Annotated in this window: 24 protein-coding genes and 1 pseudogene; 11 read left to right on the top strand and 14 right to left on the bottom strand. The window is 68.8% G+C overall.

Annotation, left to right across the window (positions count from 1 at the left end; genetic code table 11):
* On the top strand, positions 1-801 hold an 801-nt coding region (locus tag ON39_RS08470; RefSeq protein WP_051186410.1), incomplete at its 5' end, for a GGDEF domain-containing protein.
* Between the two features lie 17 nt (positions 802-818).
* Here ON39_RS08470 and ON39_RS08465 read toward each other — a convergent pair.
* Together ON39_RS08465 and ON39_RS08460 are read right to left on the bottom strand one after the other, a co-directional pair.
* Positions 819-1,631 carry an Fpg/Nei family DNA glycosylase gene (locus ON39_RS08465; protein ID WP_040732749.1) on the bottom strand — a complete coding sequence of 271 codons (813 nt, stop codon included), beginning with the start codon at positions 1,629-1,631 and terminating at the stop codon, positions 819-821.
* Between the two features lie 15 nt (positions 1,632-1,646).
* Positions 1,647-2,120: a ribose-5-phosphate isomerase gene (locus ON39_RS08460; protein ID WP_040732748.1), complete on the bottom strand. Its 474-nt coding sequence runs from the start codon at positions 2,118-2,120 to the stop codon at positions 1,647-1,649.
* A gap of 198 nt (positions 2,121-2,318) precedes the next feature.
* Between ON39_RS08460 and ON39_RS08455 the strand changes: the two genes are divergently transcribed.
* On the top strand, positions 2,319-3,371 hold the full coding sequence (locus ON39_RS08455; protein ID WP_040732747.1) for a M48 family metallopeptidase: 1,053 nt from the start codon (positions 2,319-2,321) through the stop codon (positions 3,369-3,371).
* Between the two features lie 51 nt (positions 3,372-3,422).
* Here ON39_RS08455 and ON39_RS08450 read toward each other — a convergent pair whose 3' ends face one another.
* Complete coding sequence (locus ON39_RS08450; RefSeq protein ID WP_040732746.1) at positions 3,423-4,064, bottom strand: mycothiol-dependent nitroreductase Rv2466c family protein; 642 nt, start codon at positions 4,062-4,064, stop codon at positions 3,423-3,425.
* Positions 4,065-4,244: 180 nt separating this feature from the next.
* Here ON39_RS08450 and ON39_RS08445 point away from each other — a divergent pair, with 180 nt between their 5' ends.
* The 4 genes and pseudogenes from ON39_RS08445 (at position 4,245) to ON39_RS08430 (ending at position 7,782) form a co-directional block, all read left to right on the top strand.
* The gene (locus ON39_RS08445) at positions 4,245-5,480 is read left to right on the top strand and encodes an NAD(P)/FAD-dependent oxidoreductase (RefSeq protein ID WP_040732745.1); all 1,236 of its coding nucleotides are present in this window, start codon (positions 4,245-4,247) and stop codon (positions 5,478-5,480) included.
* Between the two features lie 111 nt (positions 5,481-5,591).
* Positions 5,592-5,993, top strand: a complete 402-nt coding sequence (locus ON39_RS08440; protein ID WP_040732744.1) for a YciI family protein — start codon at positions 5,592-5,594, stop codon at positions 5,991-5,993.
* Positions 5,990-7,262: pseudogene (locus ON39_RS08435) on the top strand (RNA polymerase sigma factor). Before ON39_RS08440 ends, ON39_RS08435 begins: the two are co-directional and overlap by 4 nt.
* 34 nt (positions 7,263-7,296) lie before the next feature.
* Complete coding sequence (locus ON39_RS08430; RefSeq protein ID WP_040732743.1) at positions 7,297-7,782, top strand: NUDIX hydrolase; 486 nt, start codon at positions 7,297-7,299, stop codon at positions 7,780-7,782.
* A gap of 394 nt (positions 7,783-8,176) precedes the next feature.
* Here ON39_RS08430 and ON39_RS08425 read toward each other — a convergent pair whose 3' ends face one another.
* Entirely contained in the window at positions 8,177-9,013 is an 837-nt protein-coding gene (locus ON39_RS08425; protein ID WP_040732742.1) for a phosphoribosylaminoimidazolesuccinocarboxamide synthase, read from the bottom strand.
* A 123-nt stretch (positions 9,014-9,136) separates the two neighbouring features.
* Between ON39_RS08425 and pepN the strand changes: the two genes are divergently transcribed.
* Positions 9,137-11,716 carry an aminopeptidase N gene (pepN, locus tag ON39_RS08420; RefSeq protein WP_040732739.1) on the top strand — a complete coding sequence of 860 codons (2,580 nt, stop codon included), beginning with the start codon at positions 9,137-9,139 and terminating at the stop codon, positions 11,714-11,716.
* Between the two features lie 218 nt (positions 11,717-11,934).
* On the opposite strand, the gene ON39_RS08415 is transcribed toward pepN, so the two are convergent.
* From ON39_RS08415 to ctaJ, 3 genes are all read right to left on the bottom strand, one after another.
* Positions 11,935-12,729 (bottom strand): NAD(P)H-binding protein, encoded by a 795-nt coding sequence (locus ON39_RS08415; RefSeq protein ID WP_040732738.1) that lies wholly within the window; start codon positions 12,727-12,729, stop codon positions 11,935-11,937.
* Between the two features lie 138 nt (positions 12,730-12,867).
* Positions 12,868-13,332, bottom strand: coding sequence for a DUF5130 domain-containing protein (locus ON39_RS08410; RefSeq protein WP_040732737.1), 465 nt, complete (start codon positions 13,330-13,332; stop codon positions 12,868-12,870).
* The gene (gene ctaJ / locus ON39_RS08405; RefSeq protein WP_040732735.1) at positions 13,319-13,624 is read right to left on the bottom strand and encodes an aa3-type cytochrome oxidase subunit CtaJ; all 306 of its coding nucleotides are present in this window, start codon (positions 13,622-13,624) and stop codon (positions 13,319-13,321) included. The genes ON39_RS08410 and ctaJ overlap by 14 nt, the downstream gene beginning before the upstream one ends.
* A 177-nt stretch (positions 13,625-13,801) precedes the next feature.
* On the opposite strand from ctaJ, the gene ON39_RS08400 reads away from it, so the two are divergent.
* Entirely contained in the window at positions 13,802-14,245 is a 444-nt protein-coding gene (locus ON39_RS08400) for a hypothetical protein (RefSeq protein WP_146251279.1), read from the top strand.
* A 93-nt stretch (positions 14,246-14,338) separates the two neighbouring features.
* Here the strand turns inward: ON39_RS08400 and ON39_RS08395 are convergent, their stop codons facing one another.
* Together ON39_RS08395 and ON39_RS08390 are read right to left on the bottom strand one after the other, a co-directional pair.
* Entirely contained in the window at positions 14,339-15,940 is a 1,602-nt protein-coding gene (locus ON39_RS08395; protein ID WP_211336419.1) for a glycoside hydrolase family 13 protein, read from the bottom strand.
* Positions 15,941-16,074: 134 nt separating this feature from the next.
* Positions 16,075-16,503: a globin gene (locus ON39_RS08390; protein WP_040732732.1), complete on the bottom strand. Its 429-nt coding sequence runs from the start codon at positions 16,501-16,503 to the stop codon at positions 16,075-16,077.
* A gap of 232 nt (positions 16,504-16,735) precedes the next feature.
* Between ON39_RS08390 and ON39_RS08385 the strand changes: the two genes are divergently transcribed.
* Complete coding sequence (locus ON39_RS08385; protein WP_246003091.1) at positions 16,736-17,440, top strand: HNH endonuclease; 705 nt, start codon at positions 16,736-16,738, stop codon at positions 17,438-17,440.
* A 1-nt stretch (position 17,441) separates the two neighbouring features.
* Here ON39_RS08385 and ON39_RS08380 read toward each other — a convergent pair whose 3' ends face one another.
* Positions 17,442-18,011: a helix-turn-helix domain-containing protein gene (locus tag ON39_RS08380; RefSeq protein ID WP_051186408.1), complete on the bottom strand. Its 570-nt coding sequence runs from the start codon at positions 18,009-18,011 to the stop codon at positions 17,442-17,444.
* A gap of 66 nt (positions 18,012-18,077) precedes the next feature.
* Between ON39_RS08380 and ON39_RS08375 the strand changes: the two genes are divergently transcribed.
* Both ON39_RS08375 and ON39_RS08370 read left to right on the top strand, forming a co-directional pair.
* Positions 18,078-18,812, top strand: a complete 735-nt coding sequence (locus tag ON39_RS08375; protein WP_040732752.1) for an AzlC family ABC transporter permease — start codon at positions 18,078-18,080, stop codon at positions 18,810-18,812.
* Positions 18,809-19,111, top strand: a complete 303-nt coding sequence (locus tag ON39_RS08370) for an AzlD domain-containing protein (protein WP_040732730.1) — start codon at positions 18,809-18,811, stop codon at positions 19,109-19,111. Before ON39_RS08375 ends, ON39_RS08370 begins: the two co-directional genes overlap by 4 nt.
* Before the next feature lie 72 nt (positions 19,112-19,183).
* On the opposite strand, the gene ON39_RS08365 is transcribed toward ON39_RS08370, so the two are convergent.
* The 4 genes from ON39_RS08365 to ON39_RS08350 all read right to left on the bottom strand — a co-directional run.
* Positions 19,184-19,849 carry a DUF8185 domain-containing protein gene (locus ON39_RS08365; protein WP_040732728.1) on the bottom strand — a complete coding sequence of 222 codons (666 nt, stop codon included), beginning with the start codon at positions 19,847-19,849 and terminating at the stop codon, positions 19,184-19,186.
* A 43-nt stretch (positions 19,850-19,892) separates the two neighbouring features.
* Positions 19,893-20,348, bottom strand: coding sequence for an acyl-CoA thioesterase (locus tag ON39_RS08360; protein WP_051186409.1), 456 nt, complete (start codon positions 20,346-20,348; stop codon positions 19,893-19,895).
* Between the two features lie 8 nt (positions 20,349-20,356).
* Positions 20,357-25,306 carry an NAD-glutamate dehydrogenase gene (locus ON39_RS08355; protein ID WP_040732727.1) on the bottom strand — a complete coding sequence of 1,650 codons (4,950 nt, stop codon included), beginning with the start codon at positions 25,304-25,306 and terminating at the stop codon, positions 20,357-20,359.
* Between the two features lie 483 nt (positions 25,307-25,789).
* Positions 25,790-26,709, bottom strand: a 920-nt coding sequence (locus ON39_RS08350; RefSeq protein ID WP_040732726.1) for an ATP-binding cassette domain-containing protein, incomplete at its 5' end; no start/stop codon positions are given.

Raw genomic sequence — 26,709 nt, 5'->3', positions numbered from 1 at the left:
GAGCCGTTCCCGATACCGCAGGCGCGGTTGCTCGGCGCCAGGCTCACCGAGGCGCCGTTCGACCGGATCCGGATGCTGGCGCAGGCTTCCCGATGGCTGCTCGGCTTTCCCTCCGGCGCGCCGGGCTCGCTGGTTGCCACCCGCTGGCCGTTGGTCGCGAGCCAGGCGATCGATAGCTACGCCCAGGCGCTGCAGGAGCGGGCGCTGGCCCAGCAGGAGCAGAATCTGTCCGCCAAGGTGTCGCTGCGCGTGCAGGAGATCGCCGCGCTGCAGCACCGCCTCCGGCACGAGGCGACACACGACGCGCTCACCGACCTGGCCAACCGCACCCTGCTGCAAGACCGCGTGCGGCTGATGTCGACCGACCCGAACCGCGGCGTCGGGCTGCTGCTGATCGACCTCGATCGGTTCAAGCAGATCAACGACGGCTACGGGCACGCGATCGGCGACGAGGTGCTGGTGGAGCTGGCCAATCGCCTGCGCGAGGTGTGCCCGCCGGACACGGTGATCTGCCGCTACGGCGGGGACGAATTCGTGCTCGCGGTCAATCCGCCGCACAACACGCTCGGCGACCTCGCCCATCGGATCGTGTCCGCGCTGCGCGATCCGGTGTGGTCGACGGCGGGGCCGGTGCCGGTCTCGGCGAGCGTCGGCACCGCGTTCTGTCCGCCGGGAAGTTCGTGTGACTTCAGCGATCTGCTGCGCCGCGCCGACCGCGCGATGTACTCGGCGAAGACGGCGGGCGGGCGGCGGTTCGCGCTCGCCGACGAACCGGAGATAGACACGGCCGTCGCTGGTTGAGACGGCCGCCCCCGCCCCTAGTCCGGCTGACAGGTGGGGCACCAGAAGAGGTTTCGCGCCTCCAGCACCGTGTGCGCGACCGGGGTGCCGCAGATGCGGCACGGCTCGCCCTTGCGCCGGTAGACGTAGGTGCGCGGCCGGTCCGCCGCGTAAGACGGTGCGCCGTGGTCGTCTTCGGGCCGGACCACGACCATCTTGCCGACGCGCACGCCCACCTTCATCAACGCGACCAGATCGGCCCACATCGCCGACCACTCGTCGACGGACAGCGCCGTGCCCGGCCGGAACGGCGAAATATGGTGCCGGAATAGCACTTCGGCACGGTAGACATTGCCGACGCCGGCGACCACCTGCTGGTCCATCAGCAGCGCGCCGATGGGCCTGCGCGAGCGGTGAATTCGCCGCCACGCACGGTCGGGATCCGCGCCGCGGCGTAGCGGATCGGGGCCGAGACGATCGGTCAGCGCCTCGACCTCCGGCGCGAGCAGAACTTCACACGCCGTCGGTCCGCGCAGATCGGTGCCGAAACCCGGCTGCCCGTCCGGCGCGCCGAGCATCCGCATCCGCACCTGCCCCACCGGCTCGCCCATCGGCAGCTCGGACTCGGTGAACTTCCCGTACAACCCGAGGTGCACATGCACCACCAACCCCGAATCGTAGTGGTGCAGCAGGTGTTTCCCCCACGCCTCGGCCCGCGTCAGCACATGACCGTCCACCCGAGCCGCCCCCGCCGCGAACTTCCCCTGCGGACTAGACACCCGCACCACACCCCCCGCCAGCCGCTTCTGATGCAACCGCGCAAGCCGATGCAGCGTATGACCTTCAGGCACAGCGCAATTACTCGGTCAGTAAGCGGGGACGGCGGGGGCTTCGCCGGTCTTCTCGTATTCGGCGAGGATGTCGATGCGGCGCTGGTGGCGCTGTTCGCCGGACCATTCGGTGGTGACGAAGGCGTCGACGATGGCGAGGGCCTCTTCGGTGGAGTGCATGCGGCCGCCGATGCCGGCGAGCTGGGCGTTGTTGTGCTGGCGGGCGAGTTGGGCGGTCTCGACGCTCCAGGTGAGGGCGCAGCGGGCGCCGGGGACCTTGTTGGCGGCGATCTGCTCGCCGTTGCCGCTGCCGCCGAAGACCAGGCCGAGGCTGCCGGGGTCGGCGACGGTGCGGCGGGCGGCCTCGATGCAGAAGGCGGGGTAGTCGTCGAGCGCGTCGTATTCGAGGGCGCCGCAGTCGACCACCTCGTGGCCTGCCTTCTCCAGGTGGTCTTTGACGTGGTTCTTGAGTTCGAAACCGGCATGGTCGGCACCGAGGTATACGCGCATGGCAGGCATTCTGTCAGGCCGGTTCCGGGCACGTGACGAAGGGGCACGCGGCTCGATTAACATCGGCGCCCCTTCTCGCGAATCGAGAGATGTCTCGGCAGTGTCGTGGGAGCCACGACCGTGTCGTGAACCACAGCGCCGCCGTGGCCACGGCCGAGACACCTCCTCCGTTCCCAGCAACTGAATAGAGTTCCTTTCATGCAGCCGCACGAACCCCAGCCCCATCGGACGGGCCCGCACGTCGACCCGTACGGGTGGGCGCAGGCGCAGGACGCGCCCTACGGCTCGCCGCCGCCCTACCCGACGCCGCAGCAGTACGGGCCGTACCCGGGCGCTCCGGTTCCGCCGAACGTGCCGCCGACTCAGCAGCCGCGCGGACTGTCGCCGTTCGGCATGCCCGCCCGGCACAGCTGGGAGATCCCGATGCTCATCGTGGTCGTCCTGCTGACGGTCCTCGCGTACGCGTTCGCGCTGTTGCTCTTGATACTGGGCAACTTCTTCAACCAGTACGTGCTGATCCTGGTGTCCGCGCCGTTGCTGATCTGGCTCGGTCGCGGCATGCTCTACTCCACCCAGCGGGTGAACGGCGTGAAGATGTCGCCGACGCAGTTCCCGGAGGGCTACCAGATGGTGGTCGAGGCGGCGGCGCGGTTCGGCATGACGAAGGTGCCCGACGCGTACGTGGTGCTCGGCAACGGTCAGATCAACGCGTTCGCCAGCGGGCACGGGTTTCGCCGCTTCGTCGCGGTCTACAGCGATCTGTTCGAGATCGGCGGCGCCGCAAGGGAACCCGACGCGCTGGCGTTCATCATCGGTCACGAGGTCGGCCATATCGCGGCGGGCCACGCGTCCTACTGGCGTCAGCTCGGCATGTTCCTCGTCCCGTTCCTGCCGCTGATCGGCAACTCGCTGATCCGCGCGCAGGAGTACACCGCCGACAACCACGGCTACTGCAACCGGCACACGGGCGCGCCCGCGGCGATGGGCACGCTGGCGGCGGGCAAGTACCTGAACACGCTGGTCGGCTTCGACGAGATGGCCGATCGGGCCGCGCTGGAGAAGGGCTTCTTCGTCTGGGTGGTCAACGCCATGTCCTCGCACCCGGTGCTGACGTGGCGCATGTGGGCACTGCGCGACCGCAGCAGGCACGGCAAGCTGTGGCTGCGGCCGTCCCCGCCTTCGGGAGCCGTGCCGACCGGATATCCGACCGGCTACCAGGCTCCGGCGCTCCCGCCGAAACCCGTTCCGTAGCAAGCAAACTCCGAGTGCCGCAGGAAGAATGCCTGCGGCACTCGCACGCGCTCAGTCGAACTCGGGTTCCTCGGTCCGAGTGCGCTTGAGCTCGTAGAAGTGCGGGTAGTCCGCCAGCGTCACCGCGGCGTCCCACAGCTTGCCCGCCTGCTCCCCCCGCGGAATCCGGGACAGCACCGGCCCGAAGAACGCGGTGCCGTTGATGTGGATGGTCGGCGTGCCGACGTCGGGCCCGACCTTGTCCATGCCCTCGTGGTGGCTCTTGCGCAACGCCTCGTCGTAGTCGGTGCTCTCGGCGGCCTTCGCCAGCTCGGCGGGCAGGCCCGCCTCGGCGAGCGAGTCGGCGATCACCGCGACCAGGGTGTCCTTGCGCGACTCGCGCTCGTATTCCTCGCGACGGTTGTGCAGGCGGGTGCCCATCGCGGTGTAGAGCGGCGGCAGCACCTTGTCGCCGTGCTGCTGCGCGGCGGCGATGAGGACGCGGACCGGGCCCCAACCGACGGCCAGCAGCTCCCGGTATTGCTCGGGCAGGCCCTCCTTGCCCTCGTTCAGCACCGACAGGCTCATCACATGGAACCGCGCCTCGATGTCGCGCACCTGCTCGACCTCGAGGATCCAGCGGGAGGTGATCCAGCACCAGGGGCACAGCGGATCGAACCAGAAATCGGCTACATCCTTGCTCTTCTCACTCACGACGGGTCCTCTCGAATCGCATGCTGGACGGGCGGCGCTCAGGCCCGCCGCTATAGGGAGCCAACCACGGCGGCGGCGGATTCGTTCCCATCGGGTGATCGCGTTTCCGGCTGATGCCGCGGCCGGTCCCAGTAGGGTCTAGCGGCAGGAGTCCCGGTTCCCTCTCGACAAGGAGTCCGCATGGGTTCGGATGAGCGTTTCGTCATCGTCGGTGGCGGCCTAGCCGCGGCCAAGCTGGCGGAAGCATTGCGCGCCAACGACTTTCCCGGTTCGATAACGCTGCTCGCCGCGGAGGAGTGGCTGCCCTACGAGCGCCCGCCGCTGTCCAAGGAACATATGGCGGGCAAGAAACAGCTCGCCGAGTTCACCGTGCACCCGCGTCAGTGGTATCGCGATCACCGCGTCGAGGTCCGGGTCGGCACGACCGTCGAGGGCATCGATCCGGCGCGGAAAACGGTCGCCCTGCCGGACGGTTCGACGCTGTCCTACGACAAGCTGGCGCTGGCCACCGGCTCGACGCCGCGCACGCTGTCCATTCCCGGCGCCGACGCGCCCAATGTGTACACGCTGCGCAGCATCGAGGACTCCGACACCCTGATCGAGTTCTTCGCCGGCGCCGCCCAGCGCCTCGTGATCATCGGCGCGGGCTGGATCGGGCTGGAGGTCGCCGCGGCGGCGCGGGCCGCCGACCTCGCCGTGACCATCGTCGAGACCGCCGACCAGCCGCTGCTCGCGGCGCTCGGGCCGGAGATGGGCGAGGTGTTCGCCGAACTGCACCGGTCCAACGGGGTAGATCTGCGCCTCGGCGCACAGGTCACCGAGATCACCACGACGGAGGGCATCGGGACCAGGCTGGCGAGCGGGGTGAAGCTCGCCGACGACAGCGTCATCGAGGCCGAGGCGGTGCTCATCGCGGTCGGCGCCCGGCCCAACATCGACCTGGCCGCCGACGCCGGCCTCGACGTCGACGGCGGTGTGCTCGTCGATGAACACCTGGCTACCAGCGATCCCGACATCGTCGCCGTCGGCGACATCGCCGAGCAGCGACACCCGGTACTGGATCGGCGAATTCGGGTGGAGCACTGGGCGAACGCGCTCAATCAGCCCGCCGTGGCGGCCGCGACGATGCTCGGCAAGGAGGCGAGCTACGACCGGCTGCCCTACTTCTTCACCGACCAGTACGACCTCGGCATGGAGTACACCGGCTACGCGGCGTCCGGCGACTACGAGCGCGTGGTGACCCGAGGCGATGTCGGGAAACGCGAGTTCGTCGCGTTCTGGCTCGACGCGGACAACAAGGTGCTCGCGGGCATGAACGTGAACGTGTGGGACGTGACCGACCGGATCAAGGAGCTGATCCTGTCCGGCGAGCCGGTCGATCCGGAGGCCCTGGCCGACACCTCGAAACCGTTGTGACACAGATCACTTCACCGCGCGGCGGGATGCGTCGAAACGGCACGCTGGGGTCCGACCTCACCGCGAGGGCGCCGCAGCGGCGCGCCGACCGGTAGACGGAAAGAGGACTCGATGAAGTACATGCTGCTGAAGACCTACAGCCCGCCCGCGTTCTGCGACACACCGATCAACGAATGGTCCCCACAGGAGATCCAGGCGCACATAGACTTCCAGCGCGCCCTCGGCGAGCAGTTGGCCAAGTCGGGCGAGCTGGTAGACGCGCAGGGGCTCACCGGCCCGACCGAGGCCCGCGTCGTCAGCTCCGACGGCCGCTCGGCGCCGGTGGTGACCGACGGACCGTTCCCGGAGACGAAGGAGTTCCTGGCCGGGTACTGGATCGTGGATGTGGAAAGCCCGGAACGGGCCTACGAGATCGCCGCTCAGGCCTCGGCGGCTCCGGGGCCGGGTGGTGAACCGATCGGCGAATACATCGAGGTGCGGCCGGTGATGAGCGTTCCGGCCAGCGACCTGTGACCAACCGGCGAGTGGTGCCCGACGACACACCGCTCCCGGCGAGGGCCGAGGACCTGTTGCGCGAGTTGGCGCCACAGGTCCTCGGTGCGTTGGTGCGCCGGTTCGGCGATTTCGACACCGCCGAGGACGCGCTACAGGAGGCCATGCTCGCCGCGGCGACCCAGTGGCCGGTCGACGGCCTACCGGACAACCCGCGCGGCTGGCTGATCCAGGTGGCGCAGCGGCGGATGGCCGACGCGGTGCGCGCCGAGGTGGCCCGGCGGCGCAGGGAGACAACGGCGTTCGACCGCGAGGTGTCCGACGCCGCGCCGGTCGACTACGACGACACGCTCGCGATGTTCTTCCTCTGCTGTCACCCCGCGCTGTCCTCGGCCAGCGCCATCGCGCTGACGCTGCGTGCGGTGGGCGGGCTGACCACCGCGGAGATCGCGCACGCGTTCCTGCTGCCGGAAGCGACCATCGCGCAACGGATCACGCGCGCCAAGAAGAAGCTGGCGACCCTCGAGCGGCCGTTCGCGCAGTCCGCGACGGAACACGGTGCGGCGATCCAGGATTCGGCCGAGTGGCGGGCGCGGCTCGCGACCGTGCTGCACGTGCTGTATCTGATCTTCACCGAGGGCAGTACCAGCACCTCGGGTCCGCTGTTGCAGCGCGCGGACCTCTCCGGCGAGGCGATCCGGCTCGCCCGCGCGGTGCATCGGGCGCTGCCCGGCGACACCGAGGTCACCGGGCTGCTCGCCCTCATGCTGCTCACCGACTCTCGCCGCGCCGCCCGCACCGGCGAGCGGGGCGAGCTGATCCCCCTCGCCGAACAGAACCGCGCGCTGTGGGATCGCGCGCAGATCACCGAGGGCGTCGAGCTCACCACAGGCACGCTGGCACAGGGACTTACGGGGCCGTACCAGATCCAGGCGGCCATCGCCGTGCTGCACGCGCAGGCGCGCAGCGCCGAGGAGACCGACTGGACCAAGATCCTCGCGCTGTACGACCTGCTCGAAAAGCTCTCGGACAACCCGATCGTGACGCTCAACCGCGCCGTCGCGGTCGCGATGGTGCACGGACCGCAGGCGGGATTGGAAGTCGTTGCGGCACTGGACGACCAGCTCGCGGGCAACCACCGGCTCAACGCGGTCCGCGGCCATCTCCACGAAATGGCGGGCGATGTCGAGGCCGCCAATCACCGCCTACACCACCGCGGCGAGCCGCACCCCCAGCGCGCCCGAGAACCACTACCTCACCCTGCGCGCCGCCCAGCTCCGCCATCGATGAACACCGGTGCCGCGCGTGCGGCAGACTGCTCGGTGTGACGGATAAGACGAGTGCGGGGGTTCTGCTGTTCCGCCGGACGGCCGATGCGGACGTCGAGGTGTTGATCGGGCACATGGGCGGGCCGTTCTTCGCGAAGAAGGACGACAGCGCGTGGTCGATTCCGAAGGGCGAGTACGAGCCGGAACTGGAGGACGCGCGGGCGGCGGCCAGCCGCGAGTTCCACGAGGAGCTGGGGCTGTTCGTGCCGCCCGGCGACTGGATTCCGCTCGGCGACGTGCGCTACAGCAGCGGCAAGGGGAAGAAGACGCTCACAGTCTGGGCGGTCGAGGGCGATCTGGACCCGGCCGAGGTGGTGCCCGGCGAGTTCGAGATGGAGTGGCCGCCGCGCTCGGGGCGGATGGCCAGCTTCCCGGAGATCGACCGGGCCGCGTGGTTCGATCTCGCCACCGCGCACGACAAGCTCGGCGCCGGCCAGCGTCCGTACCTGGACCGGCTGCGCGAGCACCTCGACCAGTCCTGACCAGCGGGGCACCCGCCAGTCCTGACCAGCGAGGCAGCCGCCAGATCCGACTAACGGGGCGCCCGCCAGATCCGACCAGCGGGGCACCGCCTGTTCCGACTAACGGGGCACCCGCCAGATCTGGCCAGCGGGGCGCCCGCCAGATCCGACCAGCGCGGCACCGCCAGATCCGACCAGCGGGGCACCGCCAGTTCCGACCAGCGGGGCACCGCCAGTTCCGACCAGCGGGGCACCGCCAGTTCCGACCAGCGGGGCACCGCCAGTTCCGACTAACGGGACACCCGCCCGATCTGATCAGCGGGGCACCCGCCAGATCTGACCAGCGGGGCACCGCCAGGTCCGACTAACAGGGCACCTCGCCAGATCCGATCAGCGGGGCACCCGCCAGATCCGACTAGCGGGGCGCCCCGCTCCAAGTGCGGCCGGTGACGAGTTCGTAGGCCTCCACGTACTTCTGGCGAGTGGCCTCGACGATGTCGGCCGGGATCTCCGGGCCGGGGTACTCCTTGTTCCAGCCGGTCGAGGTGGCCCAGTCGCGGACGAACTGCTTGTCGAAGGAGCGCTGCGGGCGGCCGGGCGCCCACTCGGCGGCGGGCCAGAAGCGCGACGAGTCGGAGGTGAGCACCTCGTCGCCGAGGGTGAGAGTGTCACCGTCCCAGCCGAACTCGACCTTGGTGTCGGCGACGATGACGCCGCGCTCCGCCGCGTGGGCCGCGCCGCGGGAGTAGATGTGCAGGGTCAGCTCGCGCAAGCGCTCGGCGACCTCGCGGCCCTCCTGGTTCACCACGTCGGCGAAGGTGATGGACTCGTCGTGGCCCTCGGACGCCTTGGTGGTCGGGGTGAAGATGGGCTCGGGCAGCCGGTCGCCCTCGCGCAGGCCGGGCGGCAGCGCGACGCCGGACACCGAGCCCTCCCGCTCGTACTCCTTCAGCCCGGAGCCGGTCAGATACCCGCGGGCGATGCACTCGACCTGCACCATCTTCAACGGCTTGACCCGGATCGCGCGCGCGCCGAACTCGGCGGGCACGTCGGTGGCCGTGACGATGTGGTTGGGCACGTCGGCGAAGTAGTCGAACCACCAGTTGGACAGCTGGGTCAGCAGCGCGCCCTTGTCCGGAATCGGCGTCGGCAGCACGACGTCGTAGACCGAGACCCGATCGGAGGCGACGAGCAGCAGGGTGTCGCCGTCTTCGTAGAGGTCGCGCACCTTGCCGGCGTGCACATGCTTCACTCCGCAGCTCCGATCGTGGATAGGGTTCAGTGTTCACGTCGAGAAAAGTCCCGCGCGGGCAACCTTACCCAGGTGGCATCGTGGGGTACGCCCGAGCTAGTTCTTCGAACCCGAAGGAGCCATATGTCCGCACCGAACCTGACTCGCGACCAGGCGATCGAACGCGCATCGACGGTGAAGGTCGATAACTACCGCATCGACCTCGACCTGACCGACGGTGCGGGCAAACCGGGCGAGCAGACGTTCTTCTCCCGCAGCACCGTCACCTTCACCGCGACGCCCGGTGCGAGCACCTTCATCGATCTGGTGGCCCGCGGCGTGCGCTCGGCGGTGCTCAACGGCACCGCGCTCGACGTCTCCGGCTACGACGAGTCCACCGGCATCGCGCTGCCCGATCTGGCCGAGACCAACGAGCTGGTCGTCGAGGCCGACTGCGAGTACTCGCACACCGGCGAGGGCCTGCACCGCTTCGTCGACCCGACCGACGACGCGGTGTATCTGTACTCGCAGTTCGAAACCGCCGACGCCAAGCGGATGTTCGCGTGCTTCGACCAGCCGGACCTGAAGGCCACCTTCGACATCAGCGTGACGGCCGCGCCCGACTGGAAGGTCATCTCCAACAGCGCGGTCGTGGATACCCTTATCGCGGAACCGGGTAAGCACCTGTTCCGCACGACGCCGAGGATGAGCACCTACCTGGTCGCGCTCATCGCGGGCCCGTACGCGGAGTGGACCGACGTCTACACCGACGACCACGGCAGCATCCCGCTCGGCATCTACTGCCGCGCCTCGCTCGCCGAGCACATGGACGCCGAGCGGCTGTTCACCGAGACCAAGCAGGGCTTCGGCTTCTACCACGACAACTTCGGCGTGCCATACGCGTTCGGCAAGTACGACCAGTTGTTCGTGCCGGAGTTCAACGCGGGCGCGATGGAGAACGCGGGCGCGGTGACCTACCTGGAGGACTACGTCTTCCGCTCCAAGGTGACCCGCGCGTCCTACGAGCGCCGCGCCGAGACCGTGCTGCACGAGATGGCGCACATGTGGTTCGGCGACCTGGTCACCATGAAGTGGTGGGACGACCTGTGGCTGAACGAGTCGTTCGCCACCTTCGCCTCGGTGCTGTGCCAGGCGGAGGCGACCGAATACACCAGCGCCTGGACCACTTTCGCGAACGCGGAGAAGTCCTGGGCGTACCAGCAGGACCAGCTGCCCTCCACCCACCCGATCGCGGCCGACATCCCCGACCTGGCCGCGGTCGAGGTGAACTTCGACGGCATCACCTACGCCAAGGGTGCGAGCGTGCTCAAGCAGCTCGTCGCCTACGTCGGGCTCGAGCCGTTCCTGGCCGGTCTGTGCGCCTACTTCGCCGACCACGCCTATGGCAACGCCACCTTCGACGATCTGCTCGCGGCGCTCGAGAAGTCTTCCGGCCGTGATCTTTCCGGCTGGGGCGCGCAGTGGCTCAAGACCACCGGGCTGAACACGCTGCGCCCGGACTTCACGGTCGACGACGAGGGCAAGTTCACCTCGTTCGCCGTGCTGCAGGGCGGCGCGGAGCCGGGTGCGGGCGAGCGCCGCGTGCACCGGCTCGCCATCGGCGTCTACGACGACCAGGACGGAAAGCTGGTGCGTACCAAGCGCGTCGAGCTCGACGTCCAGGCCGCCGAGCGCACCGAGGTGCCGGAGCTGGTCGGCGTAGCGAGCGGGCAGCTCGTGCTGATCAACGATGACGACCTGACCTACTGCTCGGTCCGGCTCGACGCCGGCTCGCTGGACGTGCTCGTCAACCGGATCGCCGACATCGCCGAGCCGCTGCCGCGCACCCTCGCCTGGTCGGCGGCCTGGGAGATGACCAGGCAGGCCGAGTTCCGGGCGCGCGACTTCCTCGCCCTCGTCCAGCGCGGCGTCGGCGCGGAGACCGAGATCGGTGTGGTGCAACGACTCCTGATGCAGGCCAACCTCGCGCTGCGCAGCTACGCCGAGCCCGCGTGGGCGGCGGAGACCGGCTGGACCGACTACGCCAACCGGCTGCTCGAGCTGGCCCGCGAGGCCGCGCCGGGCTCGGACCACCAGCTCGCCTTCGTCAACGCGCTCACCGGCGCCAAGCTCTCCGCCTGGCACACCGAGGTGCTGCGCGAGCTGCTCGACGGCGACCCGGCCAAGGTCGGCCTCACCGGTCTGGTGATCGACACGGACCTGCGCTGGCGGATCGTGATCGCGCTCGCGGCGGCGGGCGAGATCGACGCCGACGGCCTCGACACTCCGTTCATCGATCAGGAACTGGCCAAGGATCCGACCGCGGCGGGCAGGCGCCACGCCGCGACGGCCGCGACCGCCCGCCCGCTCGCGGAGGTGAAGGAGCAGGCCTGGGTCAAGGTGATCGAGGACGACTCCGTCTCCAACATCACCGCCCGCGCGACGATCGCCGGCTTCGCCCCGGCCGGTCAGGGCGAGCTGCTCGCGCCCTACGTCGACCGCTACTTCGCCGACGTTCCCGGCGTGTGGGAGCGTCGCTCCAGCGAGGTGGCGCAGACCGTGGTCGTCGGCCTCTACCCGTCCTGGGCGATCAGCGAGGACGCCGTGGCCGTGGCCGACAAGTTCCTGGCCGGGGAGCACCCGCCGGCGCTGCGCCGCCTGGTGATCGAGGGCAAGGCGGGCGTCGAACGCGCTTTGCGCGCAAGGGCTTTCGACGCGCGATAGGGCCTGTGTCGAAGTCCGGCCGGATGCCTCCGCGGTTCGGTTCGTCGTCTGGCAAGGCGGAGGAGGAGCCGATACCGGGTTTGTATCGGCGACGACGACAACGCGGCCAGGCGGCGAGCTGGACCGTAGAGGCGCCGGATGGGACTGCGACACGCCCTGGCCGCCGGGCGACGGGACGTGACCGCCTCGTGCGCGTCACGGCCCGTCGCCGGTGAGCCTTACTGGAAGACAGCGGTATTCGCCGCAGCCCAGCGGGCGAACGTGGTGGCGGGGGCGCCGGTGAGGTCGGCGATGGTGGTGGTCGGCTCAGGGTGCCAGCCCACCATCGTCGCCGTGGCCTCGACGTACCACCGGGGGTTCGGCATGGTCCGCGCGAAGACCTCGATCGCCTCCGTGTGGCCGACCTGCCGGACGGTGAGCGGGCGGCCGAGGGCGACGCCGATCTGCCGGACGCGCTCGGCGCGGGTGAGCACCTCGGGACCGGTGAGCTGGTAGGTCTGTCCGCTGTGGCCCTCGGAGAGCAGAACTTTCGCGGCGACGCGGGCGATGTCGTCCATGGCGATCGGCACGCTCTCGACCTCCGGGTACGGGTCGCGGATCTCGTCGGACGCGCGGATCTGCTCGGCCCACATCGCGGCGTTCTCCTGGAAGTCGACGGCGAACAGGTGGGTCCAGTCGAGCTTCGACCGCTCGACCGCCTCCGCGATCGGCGTCCAGTGCGCCTCGCCGGACAGGTCCACGACGTGCCGGATACCTGCCTGCTGGGCCAGCGCCATCACCTCGTCGATCGTGTCCAGCACCGGCGCCAGATACATGCGGTCCACGCCGTCGAACGCGGCGGGCAGCGACGAGATCCTGCGCAGGTAGCCTTCGGCGATCTCGACGCCCGCGGGCAGCGCGGCCCGCTCCGGATGGTTGGTCAGCACCCGGACATCGTCGGCTCCACCGGCGAGCAGGTGGTCGACGACCATGCGGCCGATATTGCCGGTCGCTCCCGTCACAAGAATCTTCATCGCACCACCGTGCGCGAGTCACCGGCGGGGCGGCAACCCAATTGTCTTGTCGGCGAACGCGGGCGGCGCGCTCACCCGGGAAGGGGTGAGCGCGCCGGAAGCATCGCTCGCGACTCCGCCGCGCGGGCGGGAGGGGGTTCAGCGGCCGATCGCGGCGGCCATCACGCGGACTGCGGAGACCAGGCCGTCGATCAACTGTCCCTGCCGGAACGAGCTGGACGCGGCGGTGACGCCGAGCTGGCAGACGCGGTCGTTGGCGCGGTCGGCGACCTCGCGGCCGGAGCGCACCTCGATCGCTTTGTCATTCGGCGAGACGGCGATGAGCACCGAACGCGTCGCGTCGGGGGTCGACGGGAAGATCGCGTCCGCGCCCGCGGCCGGATCGGCGCCGAGATCGCCGATGTAGACGTTGAACCGCACCTTGGTCGCGCGGGTCGCCTCGGTCAGCACGTTGTCCATGGCGAGGCGCTCGTCATCGCTGAACGGGGCCTCCTTGAACACGTCGCCCGCCTCGTGCACGCCGGAGACGCGTCCGCTGGTGGTGACCACGTACCCGTGCGGCAGGTCGGACTCGACCACCGCGGGCCACTTAGAATTTGCCACTTGCCCGGCCTCCGATCAGCTCCGCCGTGGGTGCGTCGATCGCCGCATGATGACCATGCGACGTCTCGGCGTGGTGGTCGTGCGACTCCTCGGCACGTTCGTGGTGGACTGCCGAGGTCACCTCGTCGGTCGCGCTCCACAGCACCGGCGCCGCCGTCCACCGCTGACCCAGCTCGTAGTGGGCCGGCTTCTCACCGGGGAGTGGCTTACCGAGATACGACAATCCGGCGATCGCACCGTAGATCACCAGCGGGATGCCGGCGAAGATCAGCACTGTCTCGAGAATGCTCACGGTCCAACGGTAGACGATGCTGTGTAGTAGTTCCTCTTCTGGTGCCCTCGTCGCCGATTCGTGTCGGGAGACGCTCACGTCGGCGATTTGCTGATTCGGCAAACTTCTTTGTCAAAATAGGAAAATCTCTCAATCCTGGTGCGGGCAGGCAACACCGAGACAATGGAGGAAGAGGCCATGACCGACAAGACTCCCGCAGCGGCGGACGACCGCATCGTCATGAATGGTTCGGCCACTCTGCTCACCGTGACGGACACTGCTGGAATCGGCGCGGTGACGGGCACGGTGACAGGCGCCGCCTACGGCGAGCCGACGAGCGAACTGGTGAAACTCGATGACGGGAGCCTGACCTACACCATGTTTCACGAGTTCCTCGACCACGACGGCTCGCGGCTGTACACGAATGATCGGGCCTTCCTACGTCCAGGCGCCGACGGTGAATCCTCGACGCTGGAAGTCGAGTACACGGTTGCCGAGGCGACGGGCCGGTTCGCCGGCTACAGCGGAACCTTCCGCAGTCGAGGCTGGCTGAAGACGCCGCCTGGTGACGAGGCGTTGGCTCAGCACAGCGTCGGCGCCGTGCAGTTCGAGGGAGAGATCCACCGTTCAGATCGCCCGTGACTGAGCACCAGACCGCTTCGGCCACAGCGTGCGGGCGTAGCCGGTTCCACCGCAGCACAACTGCGATGTAGTGGAGCTGCTACAGCGGCTCCACTACACGAGCCAGGCTGCGGCGTTCGGCGGGAGCTGGCCGGCGGTCAGCGGCGTGCTGGCCAGCAGCACATCCCCGGGCGGGAGCTGGGTCGGGGCCTGCGAGGCGTTCAGCACGCAGACCAGTCCCCCCTCGCGACGGAAGGCGAGGCAGCCGGGCGGGCTGCCGTACCACTCGACCCGGTCACCGCTGAATTCCGGTCGGACACTACGCAATTCGATGGCCATCCGGTACAGCGAGAGGGTGGAGCCGAGCTCCTCGAGTTGCGCCTCGACGGTGTAACCCGCCCAGTCCGCGGGCATGGGCAGCCACGGTGTGCCGGTAGTGAAGCCGAACGGGGGCGTGGCGCCCTCCCACGGCATCGGCACGCGGCAGCCGTCGCGACCGCGTTCGGTGTGCCCCGAGCGCTCCCAGGTCGGATCCTGCAATGCCTCGTCGGGGAGGTCGTCGACGTTGGGCAGGCCCAATTCGGCGCCGTTGTAGATGAATACCGATCCGGGCAGCGCGAGTTCGAGCAGGATCATCGCGCGGGCCCGATCCACGCCCTGCGCGCCACCGCCGTAGCGGGTGACCTCGCGCTCGATGTCGTGGTTGGACAGGGTCCAGGTGGGCGAGGCGGCCACCGGCGCGACCGCGGCGAGCGAGTTGTCGACGGCCGCGCGCACGTCGTCGGCGGTGAAGGCGGTCTTGGCGAGCCGGAAATTGAAGGCGAGGTGCAGTTCGTCGGGGCGCAGGTACTCGCCGAACCGGGTGTTGTCGTCGACCCACACCTCGCCGATCGACACGGCGTCGGGGTAGTCGTCGAGCACCCTGCGGATGCGGCGGTGGATCTCGTGCACGCCGGGGTTGTTGAAGCGCGGATCGTCGTCGTCATTGCTGAGCAGGCTGGACTTGACCTCCGCCATGTCCGGCAGCCCCGGCGGTTTGGCCATGCCGTGTGCCACGTCGAGGCGGAAGCCGTCGACGCCGCGATCGAGCCAGAACCGCAGTGTCTTCTCGAAATCGGCGGCGACCTCGGGATTTTCCCAGTTCAGGTCGGGTTGTTCGCGGGCGAAGATGTGCAGGTACCACTGGCCTGGCGTGCCGTCGGGCTCGGTGACCCTGGTCCAGGCGGGTCCGCCGAAGATGCTCGGCCAGTTGTTCGGCGGCTCGTCACCGCCGGGGCCGCGGCCGTCGCGGAAGAGGTAGCGGGCGCGTTCCGGACTGCCCGGCCCGGCCTCGAGCGCGGCGAGGAACCAGGGGTGCTCGTTGCTGGTGTGGTTCGGCACCAAGTCCATGGTGATCTTGATATTGCGGTAGTGCGCCTCGGCGATCAGCTCATCCATCGCGGCGAGCCCGCCGAACAGCGGGTCGATGTCGCGGGGATCGGCGACGTCGTAGCCGCCGTCGGCCATCGGCGACGTCATCACCGGACAGACCCAGAGGGCGTCGACGCCGAGCAGCTCTAGGTAGCCGATCTTCTCGCGGACGCCGCCGAGATCACCGACTCCGTCACCGTCGGAATCCGCGAAGGACCTGGGGTAGACCTGGTAGAACACGGCCGACCGCCACCACGGTTGCGTGGCGCGATCCACCGGCACCGGCACGGCGGGTGTTTCAGTCACATCCGCAATAGTGCCAAAGTTTTGCGGCAAAAACCCTTAGGCGGAGCACCTATCTCGACTTCCGGCAAACAGCCAGCGTCCCCCGGGACGCGCCGAAAACCCTCGGCCCGTCTCGGTTCTCGACCGAAACACCCCTACCAGGGTGCGTTCATCAGCGAATTCGCCGCCATCTCCAGGTAGTCCAGTAATGCCTTGCGATGTTCGTCATCGAGCACCTCGGGTTCGATCTCCGCCACGGCGATTCGCATGCAACGCAGCCACGCGTCGCGCTCGAGCGGGCCGATCGTGAACGGGTTGTGCCGCATCCGCAGCCGGGGATGACCGCGCTCCTCGCTGTAGGTGCGCGGGCCGCCCCAGTACTGCTCGAGGAACATGCGCAACCGGCGCTCGGCCGGGCCGAGGTCCTCCTCCGGGTAGAGCGGCCGCAGCACCTCGTCGCCGGCCACCTCGCGGTAGAACGCCGCGACGATCCGCCGGAACGTCTCCGCCCCGCCGACCGCCTCGTAGAACGACGCGGCCGTCTGCTCTGCCGAAGCCGCTGCTGTCTGCTCGCCCGAAGTCATAGACCCTCTCGATTCGCTGGATGCGCCGACGTCCATTGTGCCCGTCCCCGGCATCGGCGGCCCACATCGCGGTTTCGCCGGGCGATGCATCGCGGAGCGGCGGCTCTTCAGCCACAGTTAACCGGACATTGTTGAAAATCACCGTGCAATAGCCGACGTTCCATGGTCAACTGAGTGGCAGTCTCTGCCGAGCTAACAACATGATCCTGCCAATCATGAAATTGAGGTCCAGATGAAGCAGCGGCACGGCGCCCGATCACACGAGGCGCGGACACATCGACAACTCCAGCCCGCCGACGTCCACAATCGTGGCTCGGGGGCTACTCCGCTGCACATCCTGTCCGATCATTATCCGGGCGCGCACCATGGTCATCCCGATCACGCGCACCGCTCCGCACCGTCGCCCAGCGAGACTCCGAGCTGGTTGAAGCGCCGGGTGCTGCTTCTGAACGCCACCTACGAGCCGCTCACCGCCCTGTCCGCGCGTCGCGCGATCGTCCTGCTCATCTGCGACAAGGCCGACACCGTCCACGGGGACGCCGACGGCCCGGTCATCCACTCGGCCGAGTCCGCCGTCGCCATCCCGTCGGTCATCCGCCTGCGCACCTACGTTCACGTTCCCTATCGGGCGCGCGTCCCGATGACCCGTGCCGCCCTCATGCACCGCGACCGCTATCGGTGCGGCTACTGCGGCGGCAAGGCCGAGACCATCGACCATGTCATCCCGCGCAGCCGCGGCGGCGAACACTCCTGGGAGAACTGCGTCGCCAGCTGCGCGCCGTGCAACCACCGCAAGGCCGACAAGATGCTGAGCGAACTGGGCTGGACGCTGCGCTCGCCGCTGGTCTCGCCCAAGGGTCCGCACTGGCGACTGCTGTCCACCACCGCAGAGCTGGACCCGGTGTGGCTGCAGTATCTCGGCGAAGGCGCCGCCTGACTCAGGTGTATTCGATGACCAGGGTCGCCCACGTGCCCGGGGCCAGCGCCTCGAAGACGTGCGGGAGATCGCCCGGGTAGGAGATGTAGTCGCCGGCGGCGAGTTCGACGGGTTCGTCGAGCAGGCCGACGCGCGCGCGCCCGCGGGCGAGCAGCACGTGTTCGAACACACCGGGGATGTGCGGGTCGGAGCGGCGGGCGTGGCCGGGTTCGGCGGTGATGCGGAACAAATCGCGGCGGGAGTTAGGCGGACTCGCGGCCAACAGGGTTGCGCGGTAATCGGACTCGGCCGCGGCCACCACCGGGCCCTCCCCCGCGCGGATCACCTGGACGGCGGGGCGCGGCGGGTCGAGCAGACCGGAGAAGGGCATGTCGAGGGCGACGCACAACGCCCAAAGCGTCTCCAGGCTCGGATTGCCGGTGCCTGATTCCAGTTGGGAGAGCGTCGATTTCGCGATGCCGGCGCGGTTTGCCACCTCGGTGAGCGACAGCCCGGCGCGGGTGCGTTCGCGACGCAATGCCGCAGCGATCACCGCCTGCGGTGGACCTGCCGGCGGGTTCTGCTCTGCCACTCGTCCTCCCTCGTGACCATCGGAAGTGTGTTGACGGATCGGGTCACGGTGTTCACTATAAGCTACATGCGTTCGACATGGCGAACACTCGGCCGGGACAGGTTCTCGGGGATCGTGGCGGTGTGCCTCGCGGTCTTCGTGATCGGTCTGTCCTACGGCGCGACCGCCGCCACCGCGGGCTTGCCCGCGTGGTTGCCCATCGTGCTCAGCGTCACCGTGCTCGCGGCGGGTTCGGAGTTTCTGTTCATCGGGATCATCGCCGGCGGCGGCAGTCCGATCGCCGCTCTGCTCGCGGGGCTGGTGGTCAATGCCCGGCATCTGCCGTACGGGTTGTCGGTGCCGGACGCGGTGGGCACCGGGTGGCGGCGGTTTCTCGGCGTGCACCTGATGAACGACGAGTCGGTGGCGATGACGCTGGCCGAGTCGGACGCCGAGCGCAAGCGGGCCGCGTACTGGGTGTGCGGTTTCGGCATTCTGCTCGGCTGGCCCGCCGGGGCCGCACTCGGCGTGCTGATCGGGACATTCGTGCCGGACACGTCGGCGTTCGGGTTGGACGCGGTGTTCCCGGCGGTGCTGCTGGCGTTGATCGTTCCGGCGTTGCGGGACAGGGCGACGCTGCGGGTGGCGTTGGTGGGAGCCGGTGCGGCGGTGGCTAGTTCGCCGTTCTTGCCGACGGGAATACCTGTACTGGTCGCGCTTTCGGGGCTGATTTTTCTGGGTCGAGTGAAGGAACCGGAAAGTGCTGCGCCGGAGGGCGTTACGTCCCCCGACAGGCGCAAGTGCGAATCGAGTGCCGAATGATATTGGCGGCGAGCATTATTGCCCTGATTCTGGGGACCTATGCGTTTCGCTGGGTCGGCCCCGCGTTGCGCGACCGTGTCCGCTTCCCCGCCCGAGCTGTTCGGCTGGTGGAGGTAGGCGCGGTGGTGCTGCTCGCCGCGCTGGTGGCGGTCACCACATTGCCGACCGGCTCCGGTGGATTCGACTTCGCCCTGCCCGCAGGAGTTCTCGTCGCCGGGGTGCTCGCGTGGCGAAAGCAGCCCATTCTCTTGATCATTCTCGCCGCCGCGGCGACCACCGCGCTTCTGCGTCTCATCTGATGCGCGAGCTGTAGGCCGCGCGCTTCTGCGTCGTCTCGTCTCACGCGACTAGTTGTAGGCCGCGTGCCCGAATCAGCTAGGCGAGAGCGAGATTCCGCCCGCCCGACGGCGAGCCACCGAACCGTACCGCGCGTCGATGCGCAGCCAGGTGTTGGTGGCGCGGACCCGGACTATCTCGGAGGGCAGGATGCGCCGCGAGTCCGCCTTGTCGCCGGAGTGCGGGATGAAATCCATTGCGGTGAGGGCGAACACGACGCGCATCGGGACCCGCACCTCGGTGTCGGCGTCGGACACGGTGAGCACGGTCTGGTCGAGCAGCGAGGCCGGCGGGCCGTGGCTGCTGCCATGCTCCTTCGCCAGTTGCGCGCCCTGCTCGGCGAGCTCGACCAGGGTGCGGGCGGGGACGTCATCGATGTGGGCAAAACCGTCCACCGGCGGCAGCGCGCCACGCCACGCGGAGTCCATCGAGTAGCCCAAATCGATGGGCAGGCCGGAGCCGAGTCCGGCCAGCACCAGGTCGGCGCCGACGGTGACGTCGTCTACGCCGAGTTCACCGACGATGGTGCGGACCGCGAGCGCCTCGAAACCCGTTGCCACCCAACCGGATACGTACCGATCCCCGCGGCGGCGAATACGCACCACCGCCGCGGGGTCCAGCCGCACGGCCCGAGTCAGGAACGTCGCGAGGTTCTCCCGCTCCGCCGGATCGGACACGTGCAATACGCGTTGTTCTGCCATCACGGCCGTGCTGCCGTTCTCGACCGATAACCGCCGATGCCGATCAGTCCAGCCATTCGGCGAGATAGTCGCGTTCGGCCTCGGTCAGCCTGCGCAGGCGCTGGGCGGACATGTCGAACGCGGCGATCTGGGTGGAGGCGATCACCGCGGCCGGCGAGTCCGGCGCCGCGCCCGCGGCCCGCACCTCGTAGCCGATGGTGAAGTCGACCGCCCGCAGCTGCTGGATCCACATCGCTATATCGAGCGGTGTGTCCTCGTGCCGGAGCTGACCGCGGTAACGCACCCGCAGGTCGGCCAGCACACAGCCGGTCCCGAGCGCGGCCGTCGGCCGGCCCGGTTCGAGCAGCCATGGGATGCGTGCCTCCTCCAGCAGGGTCACCATGCGGGCATGGTTCACATGCTGGAAAGCATCCATGTCCGACCACCTGACCTCCACCTGGGTGTGAAAGCGCTTGGGCAGCAGGGTGTTTCCACCCTCCGGTTTCCCGTGGCCGTTCAGCGAGCTCGTCAACGTGGTACCTCCGATTGGGCGCCCACCCCGCTCACCATGCTTCGCACCTGTCGCGCGGCGACCGACAGCGTGGCGAGATCGTGGGTTCCGGACTCGAACAACTCCGACAGCGCGGCCCGGGCACGCCCGAGCCGAGACTGGTTCTTCGACTCCCAGTATGCAATCTTCTCGTCCGCGCTCTCCTCCGGGTCGCCGGCGGAGAGCACATCGAGGGTCAGCGAGCGCAGCGACGAGTACATGTCGTCGCGCAGCGCGAGCCGGGCCAGCGAGTGCCAGCGGTCTCCCCGTTCGAGGTGGCTCACCGCCTGGAGCAGCCAGTCGATCTTGAGGTGCTCGTTGAGCGCGTAGTACAGCGAGCCGACCTCGTCGCCGTCGCGATCGGTGATGTCGGCGATGTCCACGATGTCGAGCAGCGGGAACAGGTTGAGCAGCCCGAACACCTCGGTGGCCAGCTCGGTCGGCGCACCGCGGGCGATGAGCTCGGCCGACTGATCGGTGAGCGTCGCGACGTGGTGTCCGCGCAGCCAGCCCGGCACCTTCGGCGCGAGCGCCTGCACGTCCTGGCAGTAGCGGTTGATCTCCGCGCCGACCGCGATGGGCTGGGGCCGGTTGCTCAGGAACCAGCGCGAGGCCCGGTCCAGCGTCCGCTTGGTCTCCAGTTCCAGCAGGTCACGCACGGCGGTGGTGGCGTCGGCCGCGCGGATGCGCGCCCACATCTCCGGCAGGCCGAAGATCTCGGTGGCCGCCGCGAACGCGCGCACCGCGTCGGTGGCCGTCGCGCCGGTCTCCTCGCTGAGCCGGTGCGCGTAGGTGATGCCGCCGTAGTCGACCATCTCGTTCACGATCATCGTGGTGAGGATCTCCCGGCGCAGCCGGTGCTTCTTGATCGCGGCGCCGAAGCGCTCGCGCAGCGGCGTCGGGAAGTAGTCAGGCAGCCGGGTGACGAAGAACGGGCTGTCCGGCAGGTCCGTGTCGAGCAGGTCGGACTTGAGCGAAAGCTTTACGTGCGCCATAAGATTGGCGAGTTCGGGCGAGGTCAGGCCCGCGCCCTCGTCCAGCATGCGCTCGAGCTCGGCGTCCGACGGCAGCGCCTCCAGCTCCCGGTCGAGGCCGCGACGCTGCTCGAGATCGTCGATGAGGCGCATGTGCACGTTCAGCATCTGCGGCGCGTCGGTGCGGGACATGCCCATCAGGAAGTTCTGCGCCACATTGTCTTCCAGCACCATCCGCGCGACCTCGTCGGTCATCGAGGCGAGCAACGGGTTGCGTTCCGGCTCGGGCAGCTGGCCCGCGCTGACCACGCCGTCGAGCAGCACCTTGATGTTGACCTCGTGGTCGGAGCAGTCGACGCCGGCGGAGTTGTCGAGGGCGTCGGTGTTCATCTTGCCGCCGTTGCGGCAGAACTCGATCCGGCCGAGCGCCGTGGCGCCCAGGTTGCCGCCCTCGCCGATCACCTTGACGCGCAACTGATTACCGTTGACGCGGACCAGATCGTTGGACTTGTCGCCCACCTCGGCATTGGATTCGGTGCTCGCCTTGATGTAGGTGCCGATGCCGCCGTTCCACAGCAGCTGAGCGGGCGCGAGCAGGATGGCGCGCACCAGCTCGGGCGGGGACAGCGAGTCCACATCGTCGGCCAGCCCCAACGCCTTTCGGACCTCCGGGCTGATCGGCACCGACTTCACGGTTCGGTCGTAGACGCCGCCGCCCTTGCTGATCAGCGACGCGTCGTAGTCCGCCCACGACGAACGGGGCAGTTGGAACATGCGCTGGCGTTCGGCGTAGGAGGCGGCGGTGTCCGGGTTCGGGTCCAGGAAGATGTGCCGGTGGTCGAACGCCGCGAGCAAGCGGATGTGTTCGGAGAGCAGCATGCCGTTGCCGAAGACGTCACCGCTCATGTCGCCGATGCCCACGACGGTGAAGTCCTGGGTCTGGGTGTCGATGTCCATCTCCTGGAAGTGGCGCTTGACGCTCTCCCACGCGCCCTTCGCGGTGATGCCCATCGCCTTGTGGTCGTAGCCCGCCGAGCCGCCGGAGGCGAACGCGTCGCCGAGCCAGAAGCCGTAGCGCTTGGCCACGTCGTTGGCGATATCGGAGAACGTGGCGGTGCCTTTGTCGGCGGCGACCACGAGGTAGGTGTCGTCGCCGTCGCGGCGCACCACGCGGGCGGGCGGGCGCACCTCGCCGGTCGCGCGATCCACGTTGTCGGTGACGTCGAGCAGGCCGGAGATGAAGGTGCGGTAGCAGCTGACGCCCTCGGCGCCGAGCGCCTGACGGTCCGCGACGGGATCGCCGGTGGCGGCGGGCGGCTGCTTCACGACGAAGCCGCCCTTGGCGCCGACCGGCACGATGACGGCGTTTTTCACCGCCTGCGCCTTGACGAGGCCGAGCACCTCGGTGCGGAAGTCCTCCAGCCGGTCCGACCAGCGCAGGCCGCCGCGGGCCACCGAGCCGAAGCGCAGGTGCACGCCCTCGACCCGCGGCGAGTACACGAAGATCTCGAATTGCGGCCTGGGCTTGGGCAATTCGTTGATCTCGCGCGGCTCGACCTTCACCGACACGTAGTCGCGCGGCATGCCCTCGGCGTCGGTGACGTAGTAGTTGGTGCGCAGCGTCGCCCTGATCAGGTTGAGGATGGCGCGCAGGATGCGGTCGGCGTCGAGGCTGACCACGTCGTCGATGCGGCCGCGGACCTGCACCTCCAGCTCGGCGGCGTGGTCGGCCGAGAAGGTGTCCGGGTCGAAGCGGGCCGCGAACAGGTCGACGAACAGCCGCGCCACGTCCGGGTAGGTGAGCAGCACCCGGGAGATATTGGCCTGGCTGTACGGAAAACCGGCCTGCTGCAGGTACTTCGCGTAGGTGCGCAGGATGGAGACCGCGCGCCACGGCAGCCGCGCGCGCAGAACGAGTTCGTTGAGCCCGTCCGCCTCCGCCTTGCCGTACCAGGTCGCCTCGAAGGCCTCGGTGAACCGTTCGCGCAGACCCTGCACCTCGGCCTCGAGCACAGCGGCCCGCTTGGACGACTCGAGCAGCTCCGCGTCCAGGTCGCGATCGAGCGCGCTGCGCAGCAGTTCGGGCCGGGCCAGCAGACCGAAGTCGTAGATCCAGCGCTCGCCGCCGGTGCTCGGATCGCCGCCGGGCTGGGGTTCGAGCTCGAGCTGGTAGGGGCGCTCGTCCACCACCTCCACGCCCAGACTCTGCAAGACCGGCAGCACCTGGCTCAGCGAGATGCCGGGGCCTGCCACGTAGAGCGAGAAGCGCCACGTGCCCGGTTCCGAGTCCGCGTTCCGGTACAGGTGCTGATCGATGCCGCCCTCACGCAGGCGCTCGAGGCGGACGATGTCGGCGAGCGCGCGGGGCGCCTCGAAGTCCTCCTTGTAGGCGTCCGGGAACGCGGCCGAATAGCGTTGCACCACTGCGGGATCCAGCATCGTCGACCTGCTGACCTCGTCGTTCAGCAGGTCCTCCCACGTGCGGCTCGCCTCGGCGAGCAGCGCCTGGATGCGCAGCCGGTTGGCCTCGGAGGTGTCCGCGGCCGGTGCGGCGTAACGCGGGGCGCCGTGCTCGGTCTCGGGCATCCGCACCGTGAAATACACACTGGCCAAGTCGCTTTCGCCGACTCTGGCGGAGTAATCGATGGAGACCCCGCCCAGTTCGCGGACCAGGATGTCCTGTATCTCCAGGCGCACCTTGGTGGTGTAGCGGTCGCGCGGCAGGTAGACCATGCAGGCGACGAAGCGGCCGTAGCCGTCGGCGCGCAGGAACAGCCGAACCTGGCGGCGCAGGCCGATGTTCAGCACCGCGAGGGCGGTGCGGCGCATCGCCTCGGCATCGGAGGAGAACAGTTCCGTGCGCGGGAAGGACTGGATGACCTCGAGCATCGCCTGCCCGGAGAACGACTCCAGATCGAAGCCGCTCTCCTCGATCACCGAGCGCACGCGACGCTCGATCACGGGGATGTCGAGCACGTTCTCGTGCACCGCGGTGGTGGTGAAGACGCCGATGAACAGGTGCTCGCCGACGATGTTCCCCGCCTCGTCGACGTCGGCGACGCCGATGAAGTACGGGTATACCGAGCGATGCACTGTAGCGGGCACCAGGCCCTGGGTGAGCATCAGCAGCGGCCGGTCGGCGGCGTTGATCGGCACCCGGAAATCGGTGCCGACGTCGGGCCGGAGCACGCCGAGGCAGGTGCCGGGCAGGGCGTTGGACGACTCCTGTCCCTGCTCGACGCTCAGCTGATAGCGGCCGTAACCGAGCACGGTGAAGTTGCCGCTGGCCAGCCAGCGCAGCAGGTTCGCGGTGTCCACCAGGTCGGTGTCGGGGAACGGCGAGGTGCCCGACTTCGCGGCCAGCTCGAGGTCGTCGGCCAGCCTGCTCTGCACGTCCTTGATGGCCTCGGTGTCGCCGATGACCTGGCGCACGTCGGCGATCACGTTCGGCATGCCCGCTTCGATCCGGGTCAGCAGCGCGCGGCTGGTGGCCGGGTGCAGTTGCAGGTGCATCCAGGATTCGCGCAGCGCGGTCGCGCCGTTGGTGCCGTCGACCTCGTGCGGGGCGGCGTGCTGGAGTAGGCCGTCGGCGTCGCGCTCGACCTCGAAGATCGGGTGGATGACCTCGCTCACGCTGACCCCGAGCCGGTTCAGCGACGAGGTGATCGACTCGACGAGTAGGGGCATGTCGTCGGTGACGACCTGGACCGCCGCGCCGAGGCCGGAGCCGTCGTCGGGGTGGTACACCCGGACCAGTGCCCGGTCGGCCGGGCGACGCATGGCCAACTCCATGTGCCGCCGGAAGATTTGAGTGATGCCGGTGATCGCGCAGTCCACATCGCCGGCGTCGACGTGGCGGAAATACGCCTCCTCGAGGGTCGCGAGTTCGCCGCGCAGTGCCTGCGGCAGACTCGCGGCCCACGCCGCACCGGACAATTCGGACGAGACCGTCATTTTTTCGCCAACTCCTCGGATTCGGTTCCGTAACAAAGCGACGCCGGTCCGAGAGTAGCTGTGCGTGGAAGACGAGGGGGTGAAATCCCTTCCAATCCTGGGGTGTTCACCATCACGGCGGTGTTCGCCACGCGATTGCCCAGCTCGGATGATTGATCTCGGCACAGCATCGTTCGGACTCGCGAACGTCAGGTGTGCGCGACAGGGTCTTTCTGTGGCGGCAACTGGGCCGAAGCACCTCGGTTCAGCTCGGCCCTCAGGTCGACGGTGGGGACCGCCGATTGCTCGAACTGTGCCTGCGCATTCACGGGTTCCACCCTAGCGAGATTTACGGTGGCCGTGTGCGCCGGTCGTCGGCCGCTGTGCCGGATCCGAGACATAACGGCCGTACGGTATTTCGACGCGAGCCCGGACCGAGTCGTCGAACGCCGTGCTCGACGGCGCGATTCGGTCCGGGCTCGCGGTCTCCGCGATCGGCTGAGCTCAGTCGCGGGTCAACTTGCGGTGCGTAACCCGGTGCGGGCGAGCGGCTTCCGGGCCGAGGCGCTCGACCTTGTTGGCCTCGTAGGCCTCGAAGTTTCCTTCGAACCAGAACCACTTGGCCTCGTTGTCGGCGTCGCCCTCCCACGCCAGGATGTGGGTGCAGGTGCGGTCGAGGAACCACCGGTCGTGGGAGATGACCACGGCGCAGCCGGGGAACTGCTCGAGCGCGTTCTCCAGCGAGCCGAGGGTCTCCACGTCGAGGTCGTTGGTCGGCTCGTCGAGCAGGATCAGGTTGCCGCCCTGCTTGAGGGTGAGCGCCAGGTTCAGCCGGTTGCGCTCACCACCGGAGAGCACGCCCGCGGGCTTCTGCTGATCCGGACCCTTGAAGCCGAACGCGCTGACGTACGCGCGTGACGGCATCTCCTGGTTGCCGACCTGGATGAAGTCGAGCCCCTCGGACACGACCTGCCAGACGTTCTTCTTCGGGTCGATGCCCGCGCGGTTCTGGTCGACGTAGCTCAGCTTGACCGTCTCGCCGACCTTCACCTCGCCGCTGTCCGGCGCCTCGAGCCCGACGATGGTCTTGAACAGCGTGGTCTTACCGACGCCGTTCGGGCCGATGACGCCGACAATGCCGTTGCGCGGCAACGTGAACGACAGATCCTTGATGAGCGGACGATCGCCGAAGCCCTTGTCCAGGTGCGAGACCTCGACCACCACATTGCCCAGGCGCGGGCCCGCCGGAATCTGGATCTCCTCGAAATCCAACTTCCTGTGCTTGTCGGCCTCGGCCGCCATCTCCTCGTACCGGCCGAGGCGGGCCTTGTTCTTCGCCTGGCGCGCCTTGGCGCCCGAGCGCACCCACGCCAGCTCGTCCTTGAGCCGCTTCTGCAGCTTCTGATCCTTCTTGCCCTGGACCT

Origin of the sequence: Nocardia tenerifensis NBRC 101015, from assembly GCF_000308715.1 — a bacterium.
GTDB lineage: Bacteria > Actinomycetota > Actinomycetes > Mycobacteriales > Mycobacteriaceae > Nocardia > Nocardia tenerifensis.
This window is presented reverse-complemented; position numbering and strand designations above follow the sequence as displayed.